The organism is Nereida ignava, assembly GCF_001049735.1.
In the GTDB taxonomy this organism is placed as follows: domain Bacteria; phylum Pseudomonadota; class Alphaproteobacteria; order Rhodobacterales; family Rhodobacteraceae; genus Nereida; species Nereida ignava.
Window position 1 is genome coordinate 1 of sequence record NZ_CVPC01000027.1, and the last position, 16,125, is coordinate 16,125.

Annotated in this window: 20 protein-coding genes and 1 pseudogene; 5 read left to right on the forward strand and 16 right to left on the reverse strand. The window is 53.0% G+C overall.

All coding sequences use genetic code 11. The features are described from left to right. A partial coding sequence (locus NIG5292_RS13240; protein WP_048600017.1) for an integrase core domain-containing protein occupies positions 1-382 on the forward strand: 382 nt, incomplete at its 5' end. Here NIG5292_RS13240 and NIG5292_RS13245 read toward each other — a convergent pair. From NIG5292_RS13245 to NIG5292_RS13270, 6 genes are all read right to left on the reverse strand, one after another. Further along, entirely contained in the window at positions 357-722 is a 366-nt protein-coding gene (locus NIG5292_RS13245) for a hypothetical protein (protein ID WP_048600018.1), read from the reverse strand. The two genes, NIG5292_RS13240 and NIG5292_RS13245, sit on opposite strands and share 26 nt — an antisense overlap. Beyond that, positions 722-1,321: a hypothetical protein gene (locus tag NIG5292_RS13250; RefSeq protein WP_048600019.1), complete on the reverse strand. Its 600-nt coding sequence runs from the start codon at positions 1,319-1,321 to the stop codon at positions 722-724. Before NIG5292_RS13250 ends, NIG5292_RS13245 begins: the two co-directional genes overlap by 1 nt. A 467-nt stretch (positions 1,322-1,788) precedes the next feature. Beyond that, complete coding sequence (locus NIG5292_RS14690) at positions 1,789-1,989, reverse strand: helix-turn-helix transcriptional regulator (protein WP_074842080.1); 201 nt, start codon at positions 1,987-1,989, stop codon at positions 1,789-1,791. A 104-nt stretch (positions 1,990-2,093) separates the two neighbouring features. Continuing rightward, positions 2,094-2,795 (reverse strand): hypothetical protein, encoded by a 702-nt coding sequence (locus NIG5292_RS13260; protein ID WP_048600021.1) that lies wholly within the window; start codon positions 2,793-2,795, stop codon positions 2,094-2,096. Then, positions 2,792-3,970 (reverse strand): tyrosine-type recombinase/integrase, encoded by a 1,179-nt coding sequence (locus NIG5292_RS13265; protein WP_048600022.1) that lies wholly within the window; start codon positions 3,968-3,970, stop codon positions 2,792-2,794. Before NIG5292_RS13265 ends, NIG5292_RS13260 begins: the two co-directional genes overlap by 4 nt. 440 nt (positions 3,971-4,410) lie before the next feature. Beyond that, positions 4,411-4,959, reverse strand: a complete 549-nt coding sequence (locus NIG5292_RS13270) for a YaeQ family protein (RefSeq protein WP_048600023.1) — start codon at positions 4,957-4,959, stop codon at positions 4,411-4,413. Positions 4,960-5,268: 309 nt separating this feature from the next. Here NIG5292_RS13270 and NIG5292_RS13275 point away from each other — a divergent pair, with 309 nt between their 5' ends. After that, positions 5,269-6,201, forward strand: coding sequence for an ion transporter (locus NIG5292_RS13275; RefSeq protein WP_074842079.1), 933 nt, complete (start codon positions 5,269-5,271; stop codon positions 6,199-6,201). A gap of 301 nt (positions 6,202-6,502) precedes the next feature. After that, a complete protein-coding gene (locus tag NIG5292_RS13280; protein WP_053084927.1) occupies positions 6,503-6,841 on the forward strand; it encodes a VanZ family protein in 339 nt (112 codons plus the stop codon). 26 nt (positions 6,842-6,867) lie between these two features. Here NIG5292_RS13280 and NIG5292_RS14855 read toward each other — a convergent pair whose 3' ends face one another. The 3 genes from NIG5292_RS14855 to NIG5292_RS15355 form a co-directional block, all read right to left on the reverse strand. Next, positions 6,868-7,140: a hypothetical protein gene (locus tag NIG5292_RS14855; protein WP_143081950.1), complete on the reverse strand. Its 273-nt coding sequence runs from the start codon at positions 7,138-7,140 to the stop codon at positions 6,868-6,870. Between the two features lie 313 nt (positions 7,141-7,453). After that, the gene (locus NIG5292_RS13290; protein WP_048600025.1) at positions 7,454-8,098 is read right to left on the reverse strand and encodes a hypothetical protein; all 645 of its coding nucleotides are present in this window, start codon (positions 8,096-8,098) and stop codon (positions 7,454-7,456) included. 114 nt (positions 8,099-8,212) lie between these two features. Beyond that, positions 8,213-8,434: a helix-turn-helix domain-containing protein gene (locus NIG5292_RS15355; protein ID WP_048600026.1), complete on the reverse strand. Its 222-nt coding sequence runs from the start codon at positions 8,432-8,434 to the stop codon at positions 8,213-8,215. A gap of 58 nt (positions 8,435-8,492) precedes the next feature. On the opposite strand from NIG5292_RS15355, the gene NIG5292_RS13300 reads away from it, so the two are divergent. Further along, positions 8,493-9,392, forward strand: a complete 900-nt coding sequence (locus NIG5292_RS13300) for a tyrosine-type recombinase/integrase (protein ID WP_048600027.1) — start codon at positions 8,493-8,495, stop codon at positions 9,390-9,392. Positions 9,393-9,449: 57 nt separating this feature from the next. Here the strand turns inward: NIG5292_RS13300 and NIG5292_RS15190 are convergent. The 4 genes and pseudogenes from NIG5292_RS15190 to NIG5292_RS13315 form a co-directional block, all read right to left on the reverse strand. Then, positions 9,450-9,659 (reverse strand): annotated as a pseudogene (locus NIG5292_RS15190) (glucose-1-phosphate thymidylyltransferase); the annotation flags it as partial. Continuing rightward, positions 9,593-9,751, reverse strand: coding sequence for a type II toxin-antitoxin system Phd/YefM family antitoxin (locus tag NIG5292_RS14700; protein ID WP_082136711.1), 159 nt, complete (start codon positions 9,749-9,751; stop codon positions 9,593-9,595). The pseudogene NIG5292_RS15190 and the gene NIG5292_RS14700, both read right to left, overlap by 67 nt. 119 nt (positions 9,752-9,870) lie before the next feature. Further along, positions 9,871-11,250, reverse strand: coding sequence for a phosphohexomutase domain-containing protein (locus NIG5292_RS13310; protein ID WP_048600028.1), 1,380 nt, complete (start codon positions 11,248-11,250; stop codon positions 9,871-9,873). Beyond that, positions 11,243-11,635: a MarR family EPS-associated transcriptional regulator gene (locus tag NIG5292_RS13315; protein WP_048600029.1), complete on the reverse strand. Its 393-nt coding sequence runs from the start codon at positions 11,633-11,635 to the stop codon at positions 11,243-11,245. Before NIG5292_RS13315 ends, NIG5292_RS13310 begins: the two co-directional genes overlap by 8 nt. 328 nt (positions 11,636-11,963) lie before the next feature. Here NIG5292_RS13315 and nusG point away from each other — a divergent pair, with 328 nt between their 5' ends. Beyond that, the gene (gene nusG / locus NIG5292_RS13320; protein WP_048600030.1) at positions 11,964-12,461 is read left to right on the forward strand and encodes a transcription termination/antitermination protein NusG; all 498 of its coding nucleotides are present in this window, start codon (positions 11,964-11,966) and stop codon (positions 12,459-12,461) included. 297 nt (positions 12,462-12,758) lie between these two features. Here the strand turns inward: nusG and NIG5292_RS14515 are convergent, their stop codons facing one another. From NIG5292_RS14515 to NIG5292_RS13335, 3 genes are all read right to left on the reverse strand, one after another. Then, positions 12,759-13,859, reverse strand: a complete 1,101-nt coding sequence (locus NIG5292_RS14515; RefSeq protein ID WP_158441667.1) for an MraY family glycosyltransferase — start codon at positions 13,857-13,859, stop codon at positions 12,759-12,761. Positions 13,860-14,010: 151 nt separating this feature from the next. Beyond that, positions 14,011-14,835 (reverse strand): UTP--glucose-1-phosphate uridylyltransferase GalU, encoded by an 825-nt coding sequence (galU, locus tag NIG5292_RS13330; protein WP_048600031.1) that lies wholly within the window; start codon positions 14,833-14,835, stop codon positions 14,011-14,013. A gap of 253 nt (positions 14,836-15,088) precedes the next feature. Then, complete coding sequence (locus NIG5292_RS13335) at positions 15,089-15,415, reverse strand: H-NS histone family protein (RefSeq protein ID WP_048600032.1); 327 nt, start codon at positions 15,413-15,415, stop codon at positions 15,089-15,091. Positions 15,416-16,125: the final 710 nt, after the last annotated feature.

Sequence of the window (16,125 nt, forward strand, 5' to 3'; positions counted from 1 at the left end):
GAACTCAGATGATGTTTTGCGTGTCATACATCGTTTGCTGATGAAATACGGAAAGCCTGAATGCATTCGATCTGACAATGGCGGGGAGTTCGTAGCTGAACACCTTCAAAAATGGCTCAGAAAGGTTGGCGTCAAACCAATCCAAATCTACCCAGGCAGTCCTTGGGAAAACGGTTACAATGAACGGTTCAACGGTATTCTTCGCCAAGAAGTCTTAAACGCTGAATGGTTCCACAGCATCAAACAGGCTCAGGTCGCAATCAATATTTGGCTCAAAGAATACAATCACATCAGGCCCCATCATGCACTCGGAATGCGACCTCCCATGCCAGAAACCTTATTAGAGAAATCCAAAATTAGTGGCACTGAAATTGGGGGCTAGACACTTCGTCTATTTGTCCCTCCCCAAAACCCTTTTGTCTTGCTCCTCTAATCATAGGCCGTAGTTCAGCGACGGTTTGGTCAACGGTATAACCGTCGAGGGTTATGGCAGGTGCGAGAGCTACAATGATTTCATCGGAGACCCCTGCGGAGACCATCGAAGCGACGATGTCTCGAACATTGTTGTGCCACTCTACTCCGGTCCTTGCAGCGCGAAGGCGTTGGGCGTTTACGTCACCAGTATCGATGAAGAATGTGTCGTCGCTTACAGGAGCATGCTTTGAGGGCTGCTTTTCCTGCGCTGGAAACGCGGCCATAAAATCTTCGAATGACATAGGCATTAAGTGCCCTCCTTGAGTAGGGTTGTTTCCGGAACGTAACCGCGGATTTCTTTTGTCTTTGAGGGGTAGGCGACGGTGCCTGCTAACCGCATGACGCGTGATGGATTGCAGATTGCTTTGTCGCTTCCAAACTTTGTAATCAGCCGTTTTTGCATCACTTGCCAGTCATCAAGGTCAGGGATGCCGTCTATGCGCCAATAGGCGTGCAGTCTTTGCGTTGGCACAGTGCCAGTCTGAACGTAGAAGTCCGGCTGAACATGCGAGGCTAAAAGCTGCTGTGATGCTTCTCCATCATCTGCATCAGCAAATACGAAGTATGCCGCTACAATAGCCTCATCGTTCGCGGGGCCGACGTTGGTGTTATCCATGGGGTTTACACAGATGTAGGCGTTCCACCCTGCTTGATTGAGATCACAGACTTTAGTGATTGCATCATCGAGAAAGTCTGCGTCCGTTGGATCGACATAAAGGCTTTTGGAGCGGCCTTTATCTTGTAGACACCTGATTTCGAGCAGGGTGGACAGCCCATCCTCAATCCATGGCCGTGTCAGTAATTTGATGTGGCACTCAATAGCGCTGCGGTTGTATTCGACTATCATTTTCAGATGCCTTTCAATTGAGGCACACCCAAAAACATGCTACTTTTCACCCAGACAAAGCTCTCTAAAAAATTTGTCAGATCGAACTAACCGCGTGCTTTCAGGAGTACGCGGTTTCTTTATGAGCAGGTGCGCTCTTTTGCATATTCGCGGAAAGAAGCGGGCAGGGCGTCGAGGAGCTGGTCCTCTGATGCCGCTGAGAGCAGATTTAAGCTCCCACAGGCTCGCATCAGGCTGTCACGACACGTATGATAGCTGACGCCACGCCAAGGGCCTGCATGGGAGGCCTCTTTCTTTTGGATAATCCACTGGGACACATCGCGGCACGTGATCACGCGGTAGCGAGGGCTGAGTTGGAGGATGACATCGTCGTAGCAATCATCGCGTTCCCTGTGAGATGTATAGGTATGATGGCGGGTTGTCTGGGGGAGGGTGGGGGTGCCCAGCTCTACAAACTGCTTAAGCATTTAAAGCCCTCCCAGTTTCTGCGTGCTGCGCTGGCAGTTGCTCAACCAGTCATTTATTTCGGCTTCTCGCCAACCAACTGATCTTTGACCAATTTTGATGGGCGCTGGAAATTCACCGGCAGCGATCTTTGCGTATAGTGTGCTACGAGGTATGCCTGTCAAAATTTCAACTTCGGGGCGTCGTATAACTCGATGGGTCATTTGAAGTCCTTTTTGGTTTGGATGCCAAAAAGTTCTGCGCAAGTCCTTTGCGTTTCAACGAGGTTGAACTGACACAAATGTGGCGGGTCCTCGAATTATGTCGGCTATTTTCTTTCTTTCTCAATTCTGTCGATAGCCGCCTCTAGCGGACGCCTTATGTCGGCCGATATTGCTAATTTTTCGAATAGCTGAGTAAGTTTTGGGGATACTTTGCCACTGGGACCGCTGGGTCCGTCCGCATATGTCGGTAGCATCTGTGTTATATCGAAATATAAACATGAAAATTCGTAGGCAACCGTGTGAGCCACCTCGTTTTTTGGGGGTCCTTGCTTTTTGACACGTTTTGATTGGCTGTTTGCAATTACTTCGCTTGCAGCATGGTGTAATTGTCTCAGTGCGATGTCCGCTGTCTGTATGGTGCCAATAGCCGCTATGATTTTCTTTTGGACTATCGTCTCTGATGGTGAGAGATTTTGGGCTTTGTCAGTTATCTTGCCTAACTTTGATCGGACTGCATCGGTTAAGTTTTCAATGTCTTTTAATGTGAGTTCGCTGTGGCCTTTCAGTTTCTTCAACGTTTCGATTTCTTCCGTACTTGATGGCGCAGCTAATATTACTGGCCTAATAATCTTATTTATTCGCTCACCTTTAGTAAGAAGTGATTGTTTCAAGCATCCAGTAACTGCTCCATTGACGACAGTTGGGATCGGGTCGCCGTAGCTGTAATAGGTCTGTGTCCAATCAGAAATTGCAGAACAAATTGTCTGTCTTGCGGCATTAATGTCGGCTTTGATTTTATCACTCATCGCAATTGCACCACCTTTGCAGGCTCATCACTCAAATAACTGGCCCATGTATCCATCAGTCTTCGGCGCTTCTCAAATAGGTCTGACCGAGCATACGCCGCCTCAACCTTATTATTTGTTTTGTGAGCAAGCGCTCGCTCGGCAACCTCATGAGCGGTGTTAGTTTGCTCCTGAACCCAGGTTCGAAAGCTTGTCCTGAAGCCGTGTATGTCGACAGGATAGCCCAATTCTTTGACTAGCTTTGACATTGTCATATCTGACATTGGTCGACCTGACCGCATGCCGGGAAAAACCAAGCCGTGGCCACCGAGTGCTTTGGCTTGCTCTAAGACTTCCAAAGCACGATCCGAAAGAGGAATGACATGCTCCTCTTTCATCTTCATCCTCTCTGCTGGGATGGTCCAGATTTTAGCATCAAGATCGAATTCGCCCCAATCGGCTAGCCTCACTTCGCCCGAACGCGTAGCGGTGAGCACGAGAAGCTCAATGGCTAGCTTGGTGCTCGTCATTGCGTCTGACTGCTTAACAGTCTCCAGACAATTGCTGACGTCTGCGTAGGGTAGGGTAGCCCTGTGCTTCACCTTCCTATTTGGTTTTGGAAGAACCTGATTGAGCGCAGCTGTTGGATCATCAGTTCTTAAGCCTTGAGCTATGGCCCACTTCATAACTGTCCCTATGCGCTGCTTAACCCGGCGGGCAGTTTCGTTTTTCTCAACCCATATAGGTTGAAGGACTGTGAGTATGTCAGAGGCTTGGATGTCGTTAACTGGCCGCTTTCCAAGCTTAGGGGTTACGTAGTTGGTTAAAGTGGATTTGAACTGTGCTGCATGTTTTGCATTAGTCCACGTCGGAGCGTTTAACTCGATGACCTTGTCTATTGCCTCATTGAAATTGGGAATAGAGATACGTTCTCGCTTGACAGCTAACGGGTCGCCGCCTGCTCTTGCCAGCTTCTTATTTAACAGTGCTTGATCTCGTGCCTCAGCAAGCGAAACAATATCTGCTGATCCCAGTCCGATTTCTCGTTGCCTGGAGTTTATGCTTAATCGCTGTACCCACCTACGCGACCCGGTCGGTTCGATGCGCAGAAACAGCCCGTGAAGATCGTAATACTTACCGGGGGCACGAAGGTTGCGAACAGCAGTCGCAGAAAGCTGAGTTCCTGTTTTGGGCATATCTATCCCCTAATGTGTCCCCTAAAAAGTACTGGATGCACCTGGAATAAGCAAGAACTAGCGGGATCAAGAATTCAGGTTAATATCAATAAAAATAAGTAATATTGGATCTTTTGAACATTTCATGGATCATAATATGGCAGATCCTCGGTCCGCCACTTAGACTAATATCGAATGAAATATTCTGTTATAAACCTCAATAAATGATTAGTATTTTAGTTGAGGTGCGCGTTGTGCCGCTGTCGATTGCTGACCAAGTCTATTCGCTATATGTTAAACTGCGATGTGTGTCAGGATCAGGCCGGCGAGCAGGCCAAGATGCAGACTCAACAGGCCAATTCTAATATTGGCCTTCACAGAGGGTCGCACATGCCACAATCCCAGGGTCAGCAATTGAGGCTGCTGCAAAATCAGATGGCAAAAGTGACCTGAACTGCGGGTTAACCCTTACAATTCTGCAATTTGATTGGTGTCACGTATACCACTTTGTCATCGACGCTAATCATTACATCGCTGTCCTGAATATTTACCTGCAACTTCATAGAGCGGTTCGCCATTCCAGCCAGTTCGCTCGTTTCAGAAGCAGCCAAGTTCATTACTATCAGATTATCAAAACGAGAAGTCGCCGTTTTGATTTTATCCCACCATACTTCCGCTGTTTTGCCGCCATATGAGTAGACGATGACGGCTTTGGCTCTGCCACAGGACTGACGAACAATCTTTTCACTTGGTAGGCCTAGTGTGATCCACAGATCAATTTCGCCACTCAGGCTCTTTTCCCAAATGTCGGGTTCATCATCAGTGGATAAGCCCTTTGAGAGCTCCAAGGTCTCACTGGCGCTCAAAGCAAATGCAAGAAGACGGATCATTAGCCGTGCATCAGTCTCTGATGGGTGCTTTGCTACAGTTAATTTATGGGTTTCGTAATAATGGCGGTCCATATCGGAAACGGACAGTTCAACTTTATAGATGGTAGATTTCTGCGCCATAACATGATCCTGATGGAGAAAGATGGCTGTGCTTAGTATACCCTGCATTGTCATAACAGCATATAAATGACAGCTGACTACAAGGCTTCATCGCATAGCGGTCAGCAATTGATTATGTGACAGGTGAGGAGGTAGTGAAGAGAGCAATGGCAGATACTGTTCCCTCCATGCTTATAACAAATTGACGAGGCTGTTCGCAAATTGGTGTGCAACTCGTCAGCAAGAGCGTGATCTGCGCTAAAAGCATTTAAAAATTATAATTTATATGCAGATTACTAGTGGTCGGGGTTAATAAGGAAGTGCAACACTATGCAGGGCACCTACAGACACGCACAAAATAGATGCAGGGAATTGTTGCAATATGCCAAGCATGGCGACCGGGGCAGCAAAAACGTCGATTATTTTTTAGCTACTCTTGTGATCATAAATATTATCGCTATCGCGCTGGAATCTGTTGCTCCAATTTATGCCCGCTTTGGAAATTTGCTCGATGGTATCGAGACAGTAAGCATTGTGATTTTTTCCATAGAGTACTTACTTAGGATCTGGAGTTCACCACAGCTACAGGATCACTCATTATCTTTTTCAGGGAGTTTGAAACAGCGCTGGGCCTACATAAGAAGCTTTAATGGCTTGATCGATCTCGTATCAATTTTGCCATATTATGTTCAGGCCTTTTTTCCCTATATTGATTTACGGATCCTGAGGGCCTTCAGGCTTTTGCGGATTTTAAAGTTATCCAATTACAACTCAGCACTGGAAGATTTGTTTGAAGCAATCATGGAGGAACGTAGATCCTTTTACGCAGCGCTTTATTTATTCATCATCGTGTTCATTGTATCCTCCTCTCTGATGTATTTCGCCGAACATAGCGTACATCCTGATGGCTTTAAGTCTATTCCAGGCTCTATGTACTGGTCGCTTATCACGCTAACGACAGTGGGTTATGGCGACATCACCCCAATTACAGTTGCAGGAAAGGTAATTGCCTCCGCGTCCGCCATTTTTGGAGTGGTGGTGGTTGCACTTATTACCGGGATTGTTGTTTCCTCGTTCAACGCTCAAATGGAGCGCCGGCGCTTGATTTTTGAAGATCAGGTGCAGAAGTTTTTGCTTGATGGGATCTTAGATAGGAGCGAGGAGGCTGCGCTTGAAGCATTGCGTAAGGAATTTGGCATGTCAAAGCGTCGCGCTGATGAGCTTGTCCAGCAGGTAAGAAGGGCCAGTTCAAAGGCATCTTAGCGAAGTCTTACTCTTTACGGCAAATGAGCAGCCCCACTTGAGTGGTCCAATTTGATTGTTAATGCTTATTGGGTTGCGCGTGTAACAATCGCAGGCTCAATAACTTGTTTCACGTCATCGCTAAAACTAGTTTCTTGGGCTGAAACTAAGCCCCTTACGAATCCGCCGGATCTGATGCTTGAGTGTGGGCGCACATAATAATTACTTATCGGAACACCTAAGCCCCTGAACTTAATGCTGTTCGGATATCTGCTCTGATGCGCCGCTTGGCTTTGGGCTGGCGGCACTGTACGCGGACCCCATGCGCAAGTACCTAGACATCCCCCTCACAGCCTTTGTGGCAATCACCCTAACAGTTGCCATGCTCTGGCCACTCGACGCCCCGCCGCCCGCACCCGAGGGCACCGACAAGCTCGTGCACTTCAGTGCCTTCGCCGCACTGGCCTTCCCGCTGGCCCGCACGGGCCGCCTGGGGCTGGTTGCCATATTTATAGGTGCCAGCACCTTTGGGGGTCTTATCGAGCTCATACAGCCCACGTTTAATCGCAGTGCGGACCTGGGCGACTGGGTCGCGGACACGGTCGGCGTCGTAATCGGCATCGGCGCTGCGCTCCTCTATCGGCGCCTGCGCCGGCACTAGAGGGCAGGGGGCGCCCGCTGGAACCATTATGGATGCCGCCTGAGTTCGTTTCGGGAATTTGGGTTTGGGGGCCGATTTACGTCGCACCACGCCCTGAGTGCCTTGCGGCGCTGGGCGCGCGCCTCGCCAACGTAGCGCTTATACAGGTTGTGCTCGTGGGCGACCGCATTGGCCATGCCCTCAAAACGCCTCAGCGCTGAGCTCGCATATTCCAGCTCCTCCAGCTGGGGGCGCCCATTTGGGCGTGCCGCCTCAAGCTCGTCCAAGTGCGCGTGCATTGCCACTTGGAACTCGCTCATGCGCGCCTGCGCCGAGCCCGGCTCCCTCGGGTGTGCCTCGAGCGCGTGCAGGGCGCGGTGGTAGCACACCTCGGCAATGGCCAGGCGCAGCGCCGCATTGCGCCTCGGGTCATCTGAATGGGCGTTATCCGAGTGGGGCGCCTCGGGCGCGCAGGGGTCGTTGTCTAAGATGATATTATACCAGGCCTCTACAAGGCCGGCGGGCGGCTCTGCGGTCAGTCCGTGCCTGCGCGCGTTCTGGGACGACACGGCCTTGCCGTTGGGCGTCCTGGGGCCCGTGGCGCGCCTGGGACTGCTCATGCGAAGCCCCGGCTCATTCGACAGCGGTGTGGGCCACCTCAATCGGTCGCGCCTTTTGGAGCTCGCGGTACTCCGCCGATAGCAGCCGCACGCGCTTCTCGAGGTCGGGCAGTGCCTCCCCGTGGCGGCGGTACTCCCTGCTATTAAGGATCTGCCCACTCAGAACCAGCCGTGGGTCAACCCCAAGAGAAATTGCCTGTGCAGTGGCCGCCTCACGGGCTGCGTGATCTGCTGACGTGAGCCCCGCCATCAGGGCTGTGACGTCGCCCTCGATTTGCTGAGGATCGATGCGGCCCTCGAACTCATCCTCGTCGCCGCCGGCCTCGATAAATTGGTCGTACTCCAGATCGAATGCGTCTTCCGCGACCCGCCTGAACTTCTGTTTGAGCAACTCCCGGAGTTTGGTCTCGGTGGCATCCGAGAGTTCTACCCGCGCCGAGGCCTTGAGCTGCATGATTGACCAGTTCAAATCCACCATCTGCAGCGCCTGGATGTACTCGTACTGGGTCATGGGCGCGAGGTCCGCCACTGTCATTTGCTTAAACGCCTCGTAGGCTGGGCTGAATTCGCCGACGATGGCGGGTCGCTCGGGTAGGAGGTCGTTTATTGAGAGTGAGCCTAGGCTATCCTGGCCCGAGGAGTTTAGGTCATATGTCACAATATCGCCTGTGGCTGTTTCCGTTAGGCGCCATTTTACAACAATGCGCTGTATCCAGGAACTGCAATTTGCTGGGGATTTTGCGCGCGATGGCGCTTGACTAAGTGTCAGTGTTCAGGGCTGGGGGGTGTTCCAGAGCCGGACGCCGGGGCCGTCGGTGGCGTCGCCGATGAACTCGATGCCGACAGCAGTTAGTGTGAGCTCAACAAGCTTTAGGTTTGCCTGCGTAGCGGCGGCAAATCCTTCTTTCGTCTCGATGCGATTAAGTGTTCGAGAACTCACACCACTCTCAGCCGCTAATTTTTGCGTCGACCAATTCAAAGCTGCTCGAGCCATTTTTATTTGTTCAGTCGAGACTATTGACACCTATCCACCATGTCGTAATATGCGCCATATGTCGCACTATGAAAAAATACAGCACGTCATTAACCAACTTAATGGTGCATACGCGCCAAACACTCTGCGTTCATATTATGCGGATGCGAAGTCATTTGTCGATTGGTGCGAGCAAAGAAAGACGAAGCCGTTTCCGTTGGTGTCTGACACTGTCAGGGGCTTCATTGAACATATGCAGTTAGATTACAGCTACAGCACAATTAGGCGGCGGCTGTCTGCGTTACGCCGGCTCAATGGGCTGCTGGGTTTCGAGGATCAGACATTCACCGAAGACGTTTACCTAGCCATTCGCAAACTGAAGCGCGCGAAGTGTCTGGAGCAGCGACAGGCCGTCGGCATTAATGAAGACCTACTCGTCAAAATGATTGAGGCGCAGCCAGACACTTTGGTTGGAAAGCGTAACAGGTTATTGCTCTCACTCGGCTACGACTTCCTCGCACGCCGCTCTGAGCTTGTCGCCATTCGTAACGAGGACCTGACGTTCACTCAAGATGGCGCGCTCAAGGGAATTATACGCAGAAGTAAAACTGACCAGTACGGTAATGGTCGTCTGGTGTTTGGTTCAGAAAGGAGCGCCAAGCTTTTGAGAAAATGGCTCAAGCTAAAGCCGAAGGAAATCCAGCCCGTGTTCTGTGCGATCAATCATGGGCGCTGTTTAGATCGTGCCATCTGTGACCGGCAAGTAAATGAGATCATTAAGCAAGGTCTTGTTAGGGTGAAGCGGTATCCGCGTCCGAATGATTTGGAAGTTTCGGGGCACTCGCTTAGGGTGGGGGCTGCTCAAGATCTGCTAACTAAGGGGCATGACATAGCTGCTATTATGAGGGCAGGGGGGTGGTCTGAGCCCAGTACAGTTTCGAGGTATTTAAGGTTTGCCGAGCATAACATTTGGAAGTGACGGGATAGATAAAATTTGGACCGCTCAAGCAGATCAGCTTACTTGTCTGAGTTGTTACTAATAAGCTAACTTGCCTAGATAACGCCCGTAGTGTGTTTTCCGGAACAGGGCCGCTCGTTCCCTAAGCTGATCTTCGGTAATCCACTTCATTTGATAGGCGATCTCATCGGGTGATCCAACTTGCAGGCCTTGCCTCTCTGTCAGCGTCCGCACAAAGTTTGAAGCGTCAAGCAGCGCCGCATGTGTGCCAGTGTCGAGCCATGCATACCGGTAATGACCACCGGCTTGTGGCTCGCAGATGCTTCATCGATCAATTTATACAGATTGGCCCGCGCCTCAGTTACATTCACTGTGGTCATGACAGTACCCCTTTTCGGGTAACGTACGTTAAAGCGTACTTCCCGTCAATCGCCACGCCACTCACCATCATTTGCATTTTAAAATTCAAGTTACCCATAACATTGGATTATCGGCAGGCCTAAGCACGTGTCCCGCCAAGCAAATCCTCAATCGCGCTCACATGTGCCGCAAGCGCGTCCGCATTGCCCTTGCCCTCAACATTCAACCGCACGAGCGGCTCCGTATTCGAGCGGCGCAAATTAAACCGCCAATCCTCAAAGGCCAGGCTCACCCCGTCGGTCTCGTCCACCGAGAGCGCCTGGTCCTCATAGGCCTCCACCACGCGCGCAATAGAAGCGCCCGCATCCTCGACCTGGAAGTTAATCTCGCCGGAGCTCGGGAAGGCCCCAAACCGCGCATCAACGAGCTCGGACAGGCTCAGCCCCGACGTTGAGATGAGCTCCGCCACCAGCAGCCACGGTATCATCCCGCTGTCGCAGTAGGCAAAGTCGCGGAAGTAGTGGTGGGCGGACATTTCCCCGCCGTAGACGGCAAAATTTGCGCGCATGGCCTGCTTAATAAATGCGTGGCCAGTTTTTGATTGGATTGCCACGCCGCCGGCGCCTGCCACGACGTCCTGGGTGTTCCAGATGACGCGCGGGTCGTGGACAATTTTGCCGCCCCGCTCGCGCGCAAGGAATGCGCCCGCAAGCAGGCCCACAACATATTCGCCCGGCACGAAGCGCCCCGCGCCGTCAAAGAAGAAGCACCTGTCGAAGTCCCCGTCGAAGGCGATACCCATGTCGGCGCCCTCGCGCAGGACCACATCCGCGGTGGCCGGGTGGTTTGCGGCCAGGAGCGGGTTGGGAATGCCGTTGGGGAAGCTGGGGTCGGGGTTGTGGTGCACTCGGATCACCTCTAGGGGCGCGCCGAGTGCCGCAATGTGCTGGGTGAGTGCGTCGAGGGTGGGGCCCGCGGCGCCGTTGCCCGAATTAATGACGACCTTGAGGGGCGACAGCCCGGCGGCATCCACAAAGCCCGCAATGTGCGCGACGTATTGCCGGCGCGCGTGTGCGGCGATGTCGCGCGTCTTGCCCTCTTGCGGGGCAGGGGCCCAGTCCTGACTGCCCGCGAGCGCCTTGATGGGCTGGAAGTCCTCGGCGTCATCCAGCGGGCGCGAGCCGGATTTGACGATCTTCATGCCATTGTAGTTGATGGGGTTGTGCGAGGCGGTGACCTCAATGCCCGCGCAGGCGCCAAATTCTGAAACGGCCCAGTACATTTCCTCGGTCCCCGCCATGCCAATGTCGAGCACGTCGCAGCCCGCCTCGCGGATGCCGTGGGCCGCGGCGGCGGCAAAGGCCGGACTGGTCTCGCGGGCGTCAAAGCCAATGACCACGGAGCGGGCGCCGAAGTGCTGGGCGACGGCGCGGCCGACGCGGTAGGCGACACCCTCGTCGATGTCACGGCCGATGACGCCGCGGATGTCGTAGGCCTTAAAGCAGGTCAGCTCAGTCACGTGCGGTTTCCTTGGGGCCTGTTTGAGGAAATGGCGCAGCCTCGCCAGCAAGTCCGGCCTCTCGCTCTAATGCCTCAATCTCAGCCTGCAGAGCGGCAAATTCTTCGCGCTTGCGCTCAATGAAGCTGTGGGTCAGCAGCGACTTCTCGCGGATGCCCTTGGGGGTCAGCAGGTGCGCGTACTGGCCCTTGCGCGGGTTACTTGCGAAGTTGCCGAGCTTCACGAAGCCCTTCTCCACCAGGGCGGTGAGCACATAGTAAGCCGAGCCATTGGATATGCCCGCCCGCTCGGCAATTTGGCGCGTCGACATCTCGGGATTTTGCGCGATGAGTCGCATGACCTGGAGGCGGGTCTCCGCCTGCCGCTCGTGCCGCCGGCTAGCCATTTTGGGGCGCTTGCACGGCTACCGCACCGAGCCTCACTTCTACGCGAGGGCCAGTTGTGCGTTTTATCAAATTGAAGCCAAAATTATTCATGATTGCTCAAATTTGGCGTTACTAGCTTGAGCTTGGGATATCAAGTGGATAAAGTTTCAAAGTGATATTTAGGTGGCGCAGCTCTTGAAAATAGTACGTAAAAATCAGGTTTTGCGATGCTCAATTTGACTTTTATCCCTGCAGTGTGGGTATGTGTGCTGGGCGTGGGTGTCGTGTGCTAGGCATAAAGTGATTAAAGACGCTCAAAATTGAGCAGTGTGGGAGGTATCGTGAGACATGACTAATTGGCACCTCATCCAGTTTAAGCCCAACGCACACCGGCAGGCCGAACGAAATCTGCAGCGACAGGGCTTCGAGACCTTCCTGCCGGTAGAGGAAATTACCAAGCGGAGCGGGTCGCGTTTCACCTCGTCGCTAAGGCCACTCTTCCCGGGCTACATGTTCGTGTCCGCGGGGCAAGACGCGTCCCCGTGGCGCAAAATTAACAGTACTATCGGCGTCTCCCGGCTGGTCAGTTTTGGAAATACTCACGCCCCGCTTGCGCCCGGCCTTGTCGCGGGCCTCATGCAGCGCTGCGATGTTGAGGGGAAACTGCTTCCGGCCGATGCGCTCTGCGTGGGAGACAGCGTCGAAGTTTTGGAGGGGCCGTTCACTCATTTTGTGGCCACTGTCGAGGCAATTGACGCGCATCAGCGGGTCTGGGTGCTCATGGAGCTCATGGGGCAGGGGGCGAAAGTGCAGCTCTCGCCTGGGCAGATCAAGCTGGCCGACTGATAGCAGGGCTGGCTAGCCCGCCCGTACCTGTTCTGAAAATGCCCAGCCTTTTTGGTTGCCCAGGCCCTTTAATTGACCAGCGATTGGCGGGCGTCGGTAATTGCCGCTGCCATCGCCTTTACCGTGATGCGGTTGTACTGCCGACTGCCACCTTCGCCCCTTTACTGGCTGATGGCCCTGCTCTGCATTTGTCAAAGTTACGAGGCAGTGTTGCCGCTCAGTCGTGATCGCATGGATAATCGCGTGGGCTTGAAGGCCTGCAAACGATATCGCTTTAAATGGGTGAAGCCCGAGCTTTTATTGTGCGCTTTGCACTGCGTGGCGGCGCAGTTTTGGCGCGAGCCACATGCCCGCCTTGTAAGTCCCCAGAAAAAGGAGGGAGAAGGCTGCGCAGGCAGCTGCTGCAGCTGCCCTGTCACCCTGTAGGAGGGCGCCTGCAGCGATTGGCATCAGTATAAATGGCAGCGTGAGGGTGGTCGCGAGGGGGTTTGCCAGGCGCCGCTTCCTGCGGCCAAGTAGAATTATCTCTACGCCGCGCATGACGAGCTGGTGAAAATGCATCCGGTCAGGCTGGGCAATGGGCACACCCCGCCAAAGTCTACGCGTAATAGCAAGCAGCGTATCAGCAATTGGCCAGAAAAAGATCAGAAGGACTGCCAGCGGTGTGACGCTTGGGGCATTCCATAAGATAGAAATCGACAGCCAGACCAGTAGGTGGCCGATGGCGTAAGCGCCCGCATCGCCGAGAAATATTTTACCCAAGGGGAAGTTGAAAACTAAAAAACCTGCTACGGCAGCTGCGAGAATAAGCAGGATATCCCTGTGCAAGGTCAAATCAGAGCCATGCGCGATGTAGGCCAGCGCAAGGGATGCAGCCAGTGCCGTCGAGCCGGATAGGCCGTTCAGCCCGTCGATTAGGTTGAAGGCATGGCTAACCCCAACCGAGAGGCAGACAGAGAACGCGATGCCAATTGGGGCCCAGAGGAGTACCTGGTCGAGCCCGGGAATATCTGTACTCAGCAGCCACTGCCCGGTGAGCAGGACAAATAGGGCGGCGGACGCGCCGGCGGCGAGGAGGCGGCGGCGAGGGCTTGCGAAGAGCCCGAGATCCTCGGCGAGCCCAACGGCAAATACGGGCAGTGCGCTCAGCAGTAGTGGCACCGCGATGCCGTGACTGGTCTGGGTGCGGAGAAGCAGAACTGCCAGTGTCAGCGATGACATAATCGCAAGCCCACCAATGCGGGCGGTTGGGAGTGTGTGGGATGCCTGAACTGCCTGCGTGTCTCGGCGAGGAGATCCTGCGCCGCGGCTTTTTGAAAACCAAATAATGATGAAGCCGCTGATCAGTGCGGAGGCGAGTGTGCTAAACAGGAGGGCCGCGAGGGGGAAATCTGGCATATCGTCCTCTGGCTTAGCGTTTGCGGAGTGGGTCATGGATCGAAAGTATCAACGCGATAGTTAATCTACTAACTAGCGGGTGGGCGCAACCGTGTTGGGCCAAATATTTGGGGTTTATGTCATGGGCTTCTTGGTTGGATCCCGGATTGATTTATGCGCCCAGTTGCCTCTGCGCCGCGACGCTTGTGATAGCATCAAGGTATCCCTGAACGCTGCCGCAGTCAAAGCGGCGGCCCCTTAGTTTTACGGCCTCGACAGATCCTGCAGCCGCCTGGGTGTTGATGGCGTCCGCGAGTTGTATTTCGCCGCCAGCGCCAGGGGGCTGTGAGCGCAAAATATCGAAGATGTCGGGTGTCAGTACGTAGCGCCCGATACTGGCTAAATTGGAGGGCGCTGATCGTGCGTCAGGTTTTTCGACGAGCCCTGCGACTGCGCCCTGAGTGTCGCCGGGGACTACGACGCCGTATTTGGAAATGTCTGGGCCGTTAACCTCCATGACGCTGAGTTGCGACTTGCCCGTGGCCTCGAACGCCCGCGCGAGGTCCGCCGTGACGCCGTGCTCTGAGCCTGTGAGGAAGTCGTCTGCCAGCAGTACCGCGAACGGGTCAGTGCCCACTGCGCGCTCCGCACAGAGCACTGCATGCCCAAGGCCTAGCTGCTCGGGCTGGCGCATGAAAATGCATTCCACTCCCTTGGGGAGAATATTCCTGACCATGTCCGCCTGCTCGTTTTTGCCCTTGGCGCGCAGGGCGATCTCTAGTTCTTGATTATTGTCAAAGTGATCTTCGATTGCGCGCTTATTCCGCCCGGTGACAAATATGAGTGTATCAATCCCGGCGGCAATCGCCTCTTCTGCCGCATACTGGATGAGAGGTTTGTCGACGATGGGCAGCAACTCCTTTGGCATTGCCTTTGTGGCTGGAAGGAAGCGAGTTCCAAACCCTGCCACAGGAAAAACGGCTTTGCGTAATGTCATAAAATGCGTCCAGTGCTCAGGAGTTAATCTCGCGCTGGGACTTACTTAATATACTCCGGGCCTGCAACTAATTGGTCTTGCGTGCGGAGCCTGCCAACATCAAGCATAAGGCCTAGATATACCTGTGATAAATCCCTGGCTGCGCTAGGTGGGGCTAGTCGGGGTCGTAGGTGTGTGACCGCGACTGATGGCCTGGCTTGAATGAAGGCTCAGGCGCTGGGTAAGTCGCGGTCTTAGGTTTTAGTGACGGCTGCTAAATTGCAAAGTCTTCGGGTGAGCGGCCGCTTGCGATGGCTTCAACCATCCACTTTGGTTTACGGCCGCGGCCTGACCAAGTGTTGGCAGGGTTGCTTGGGTCTGCGTATTTGGGCGCTACGGGCGCTCTCTTCTTTTTGCCTTTGGTGTCGTCTAGGAGCTCGTCCAGCGAAAATCCTTTGGATTGCGCCAGGGCTTTCAACTCAGCCAATGCTTCTGATTTTTTGCGCTTTTCAAAATCGAAGATTGCAACTGCGACTTGCTCCTGCAGGTCTTTTAGTTCTTTTAGGGAAAGCTTTTCTAGATCCAATTTACTATCTTTCATGTTGGTTAATTTAAAAATAAGATTTTTACGTATTTCATATATACATATATACTACGTTGGTGGCGTCTTGATAAAAATATTTTTACTTCATGTAAAAGTATTTTTTGGCACTTTAAGATCTAAACCTAAATTAAATCCTATGTTCGATAATGAATCATTTAAAATATAGCCATTATAACAGATATTTTGTGGTTTAGTATGCTGGGCGGCAGCTGGTAGTGCCACCTATGTTCAATGTGAAGGTTTTGGTGGCGGATACCCTAAGCGGATTTGTGTATAATGATATGCGATCCGCTGCATAGCCACCTTACCAAATCACCTCCACTTTTATGTCTGCTACATAACAAAGAGAAGAGGTCTAAGCCGTATTTTGCTCTTCCCACCGATAATTTGAGAGACCGTCGGAAACAAGATTTTTGGGGTCAGTTTTTTATTGCTATCAAACGCTTCGCTTGGCGCTTTTGGTGGGGCTTGAAACAGGGCCGCACTTTACTGTGATCAGATGGCACAGTGCCGCAGTGTTGCGTCACATTTGGCTTTGTGCACGCTTGGTGTGCTTGGAGGTATGCCGCCCTGGTGGGTTAAGAGGGTATATCTTCAACTTAAATTAAGAGTGGGGAACACGTGCCGCTATCGGTCGTCGGTATGTCTGCTGTTATTGCAGGGCGTCCTTTGATCACCACAGTATTAATCACCACAGTAGTAGACTT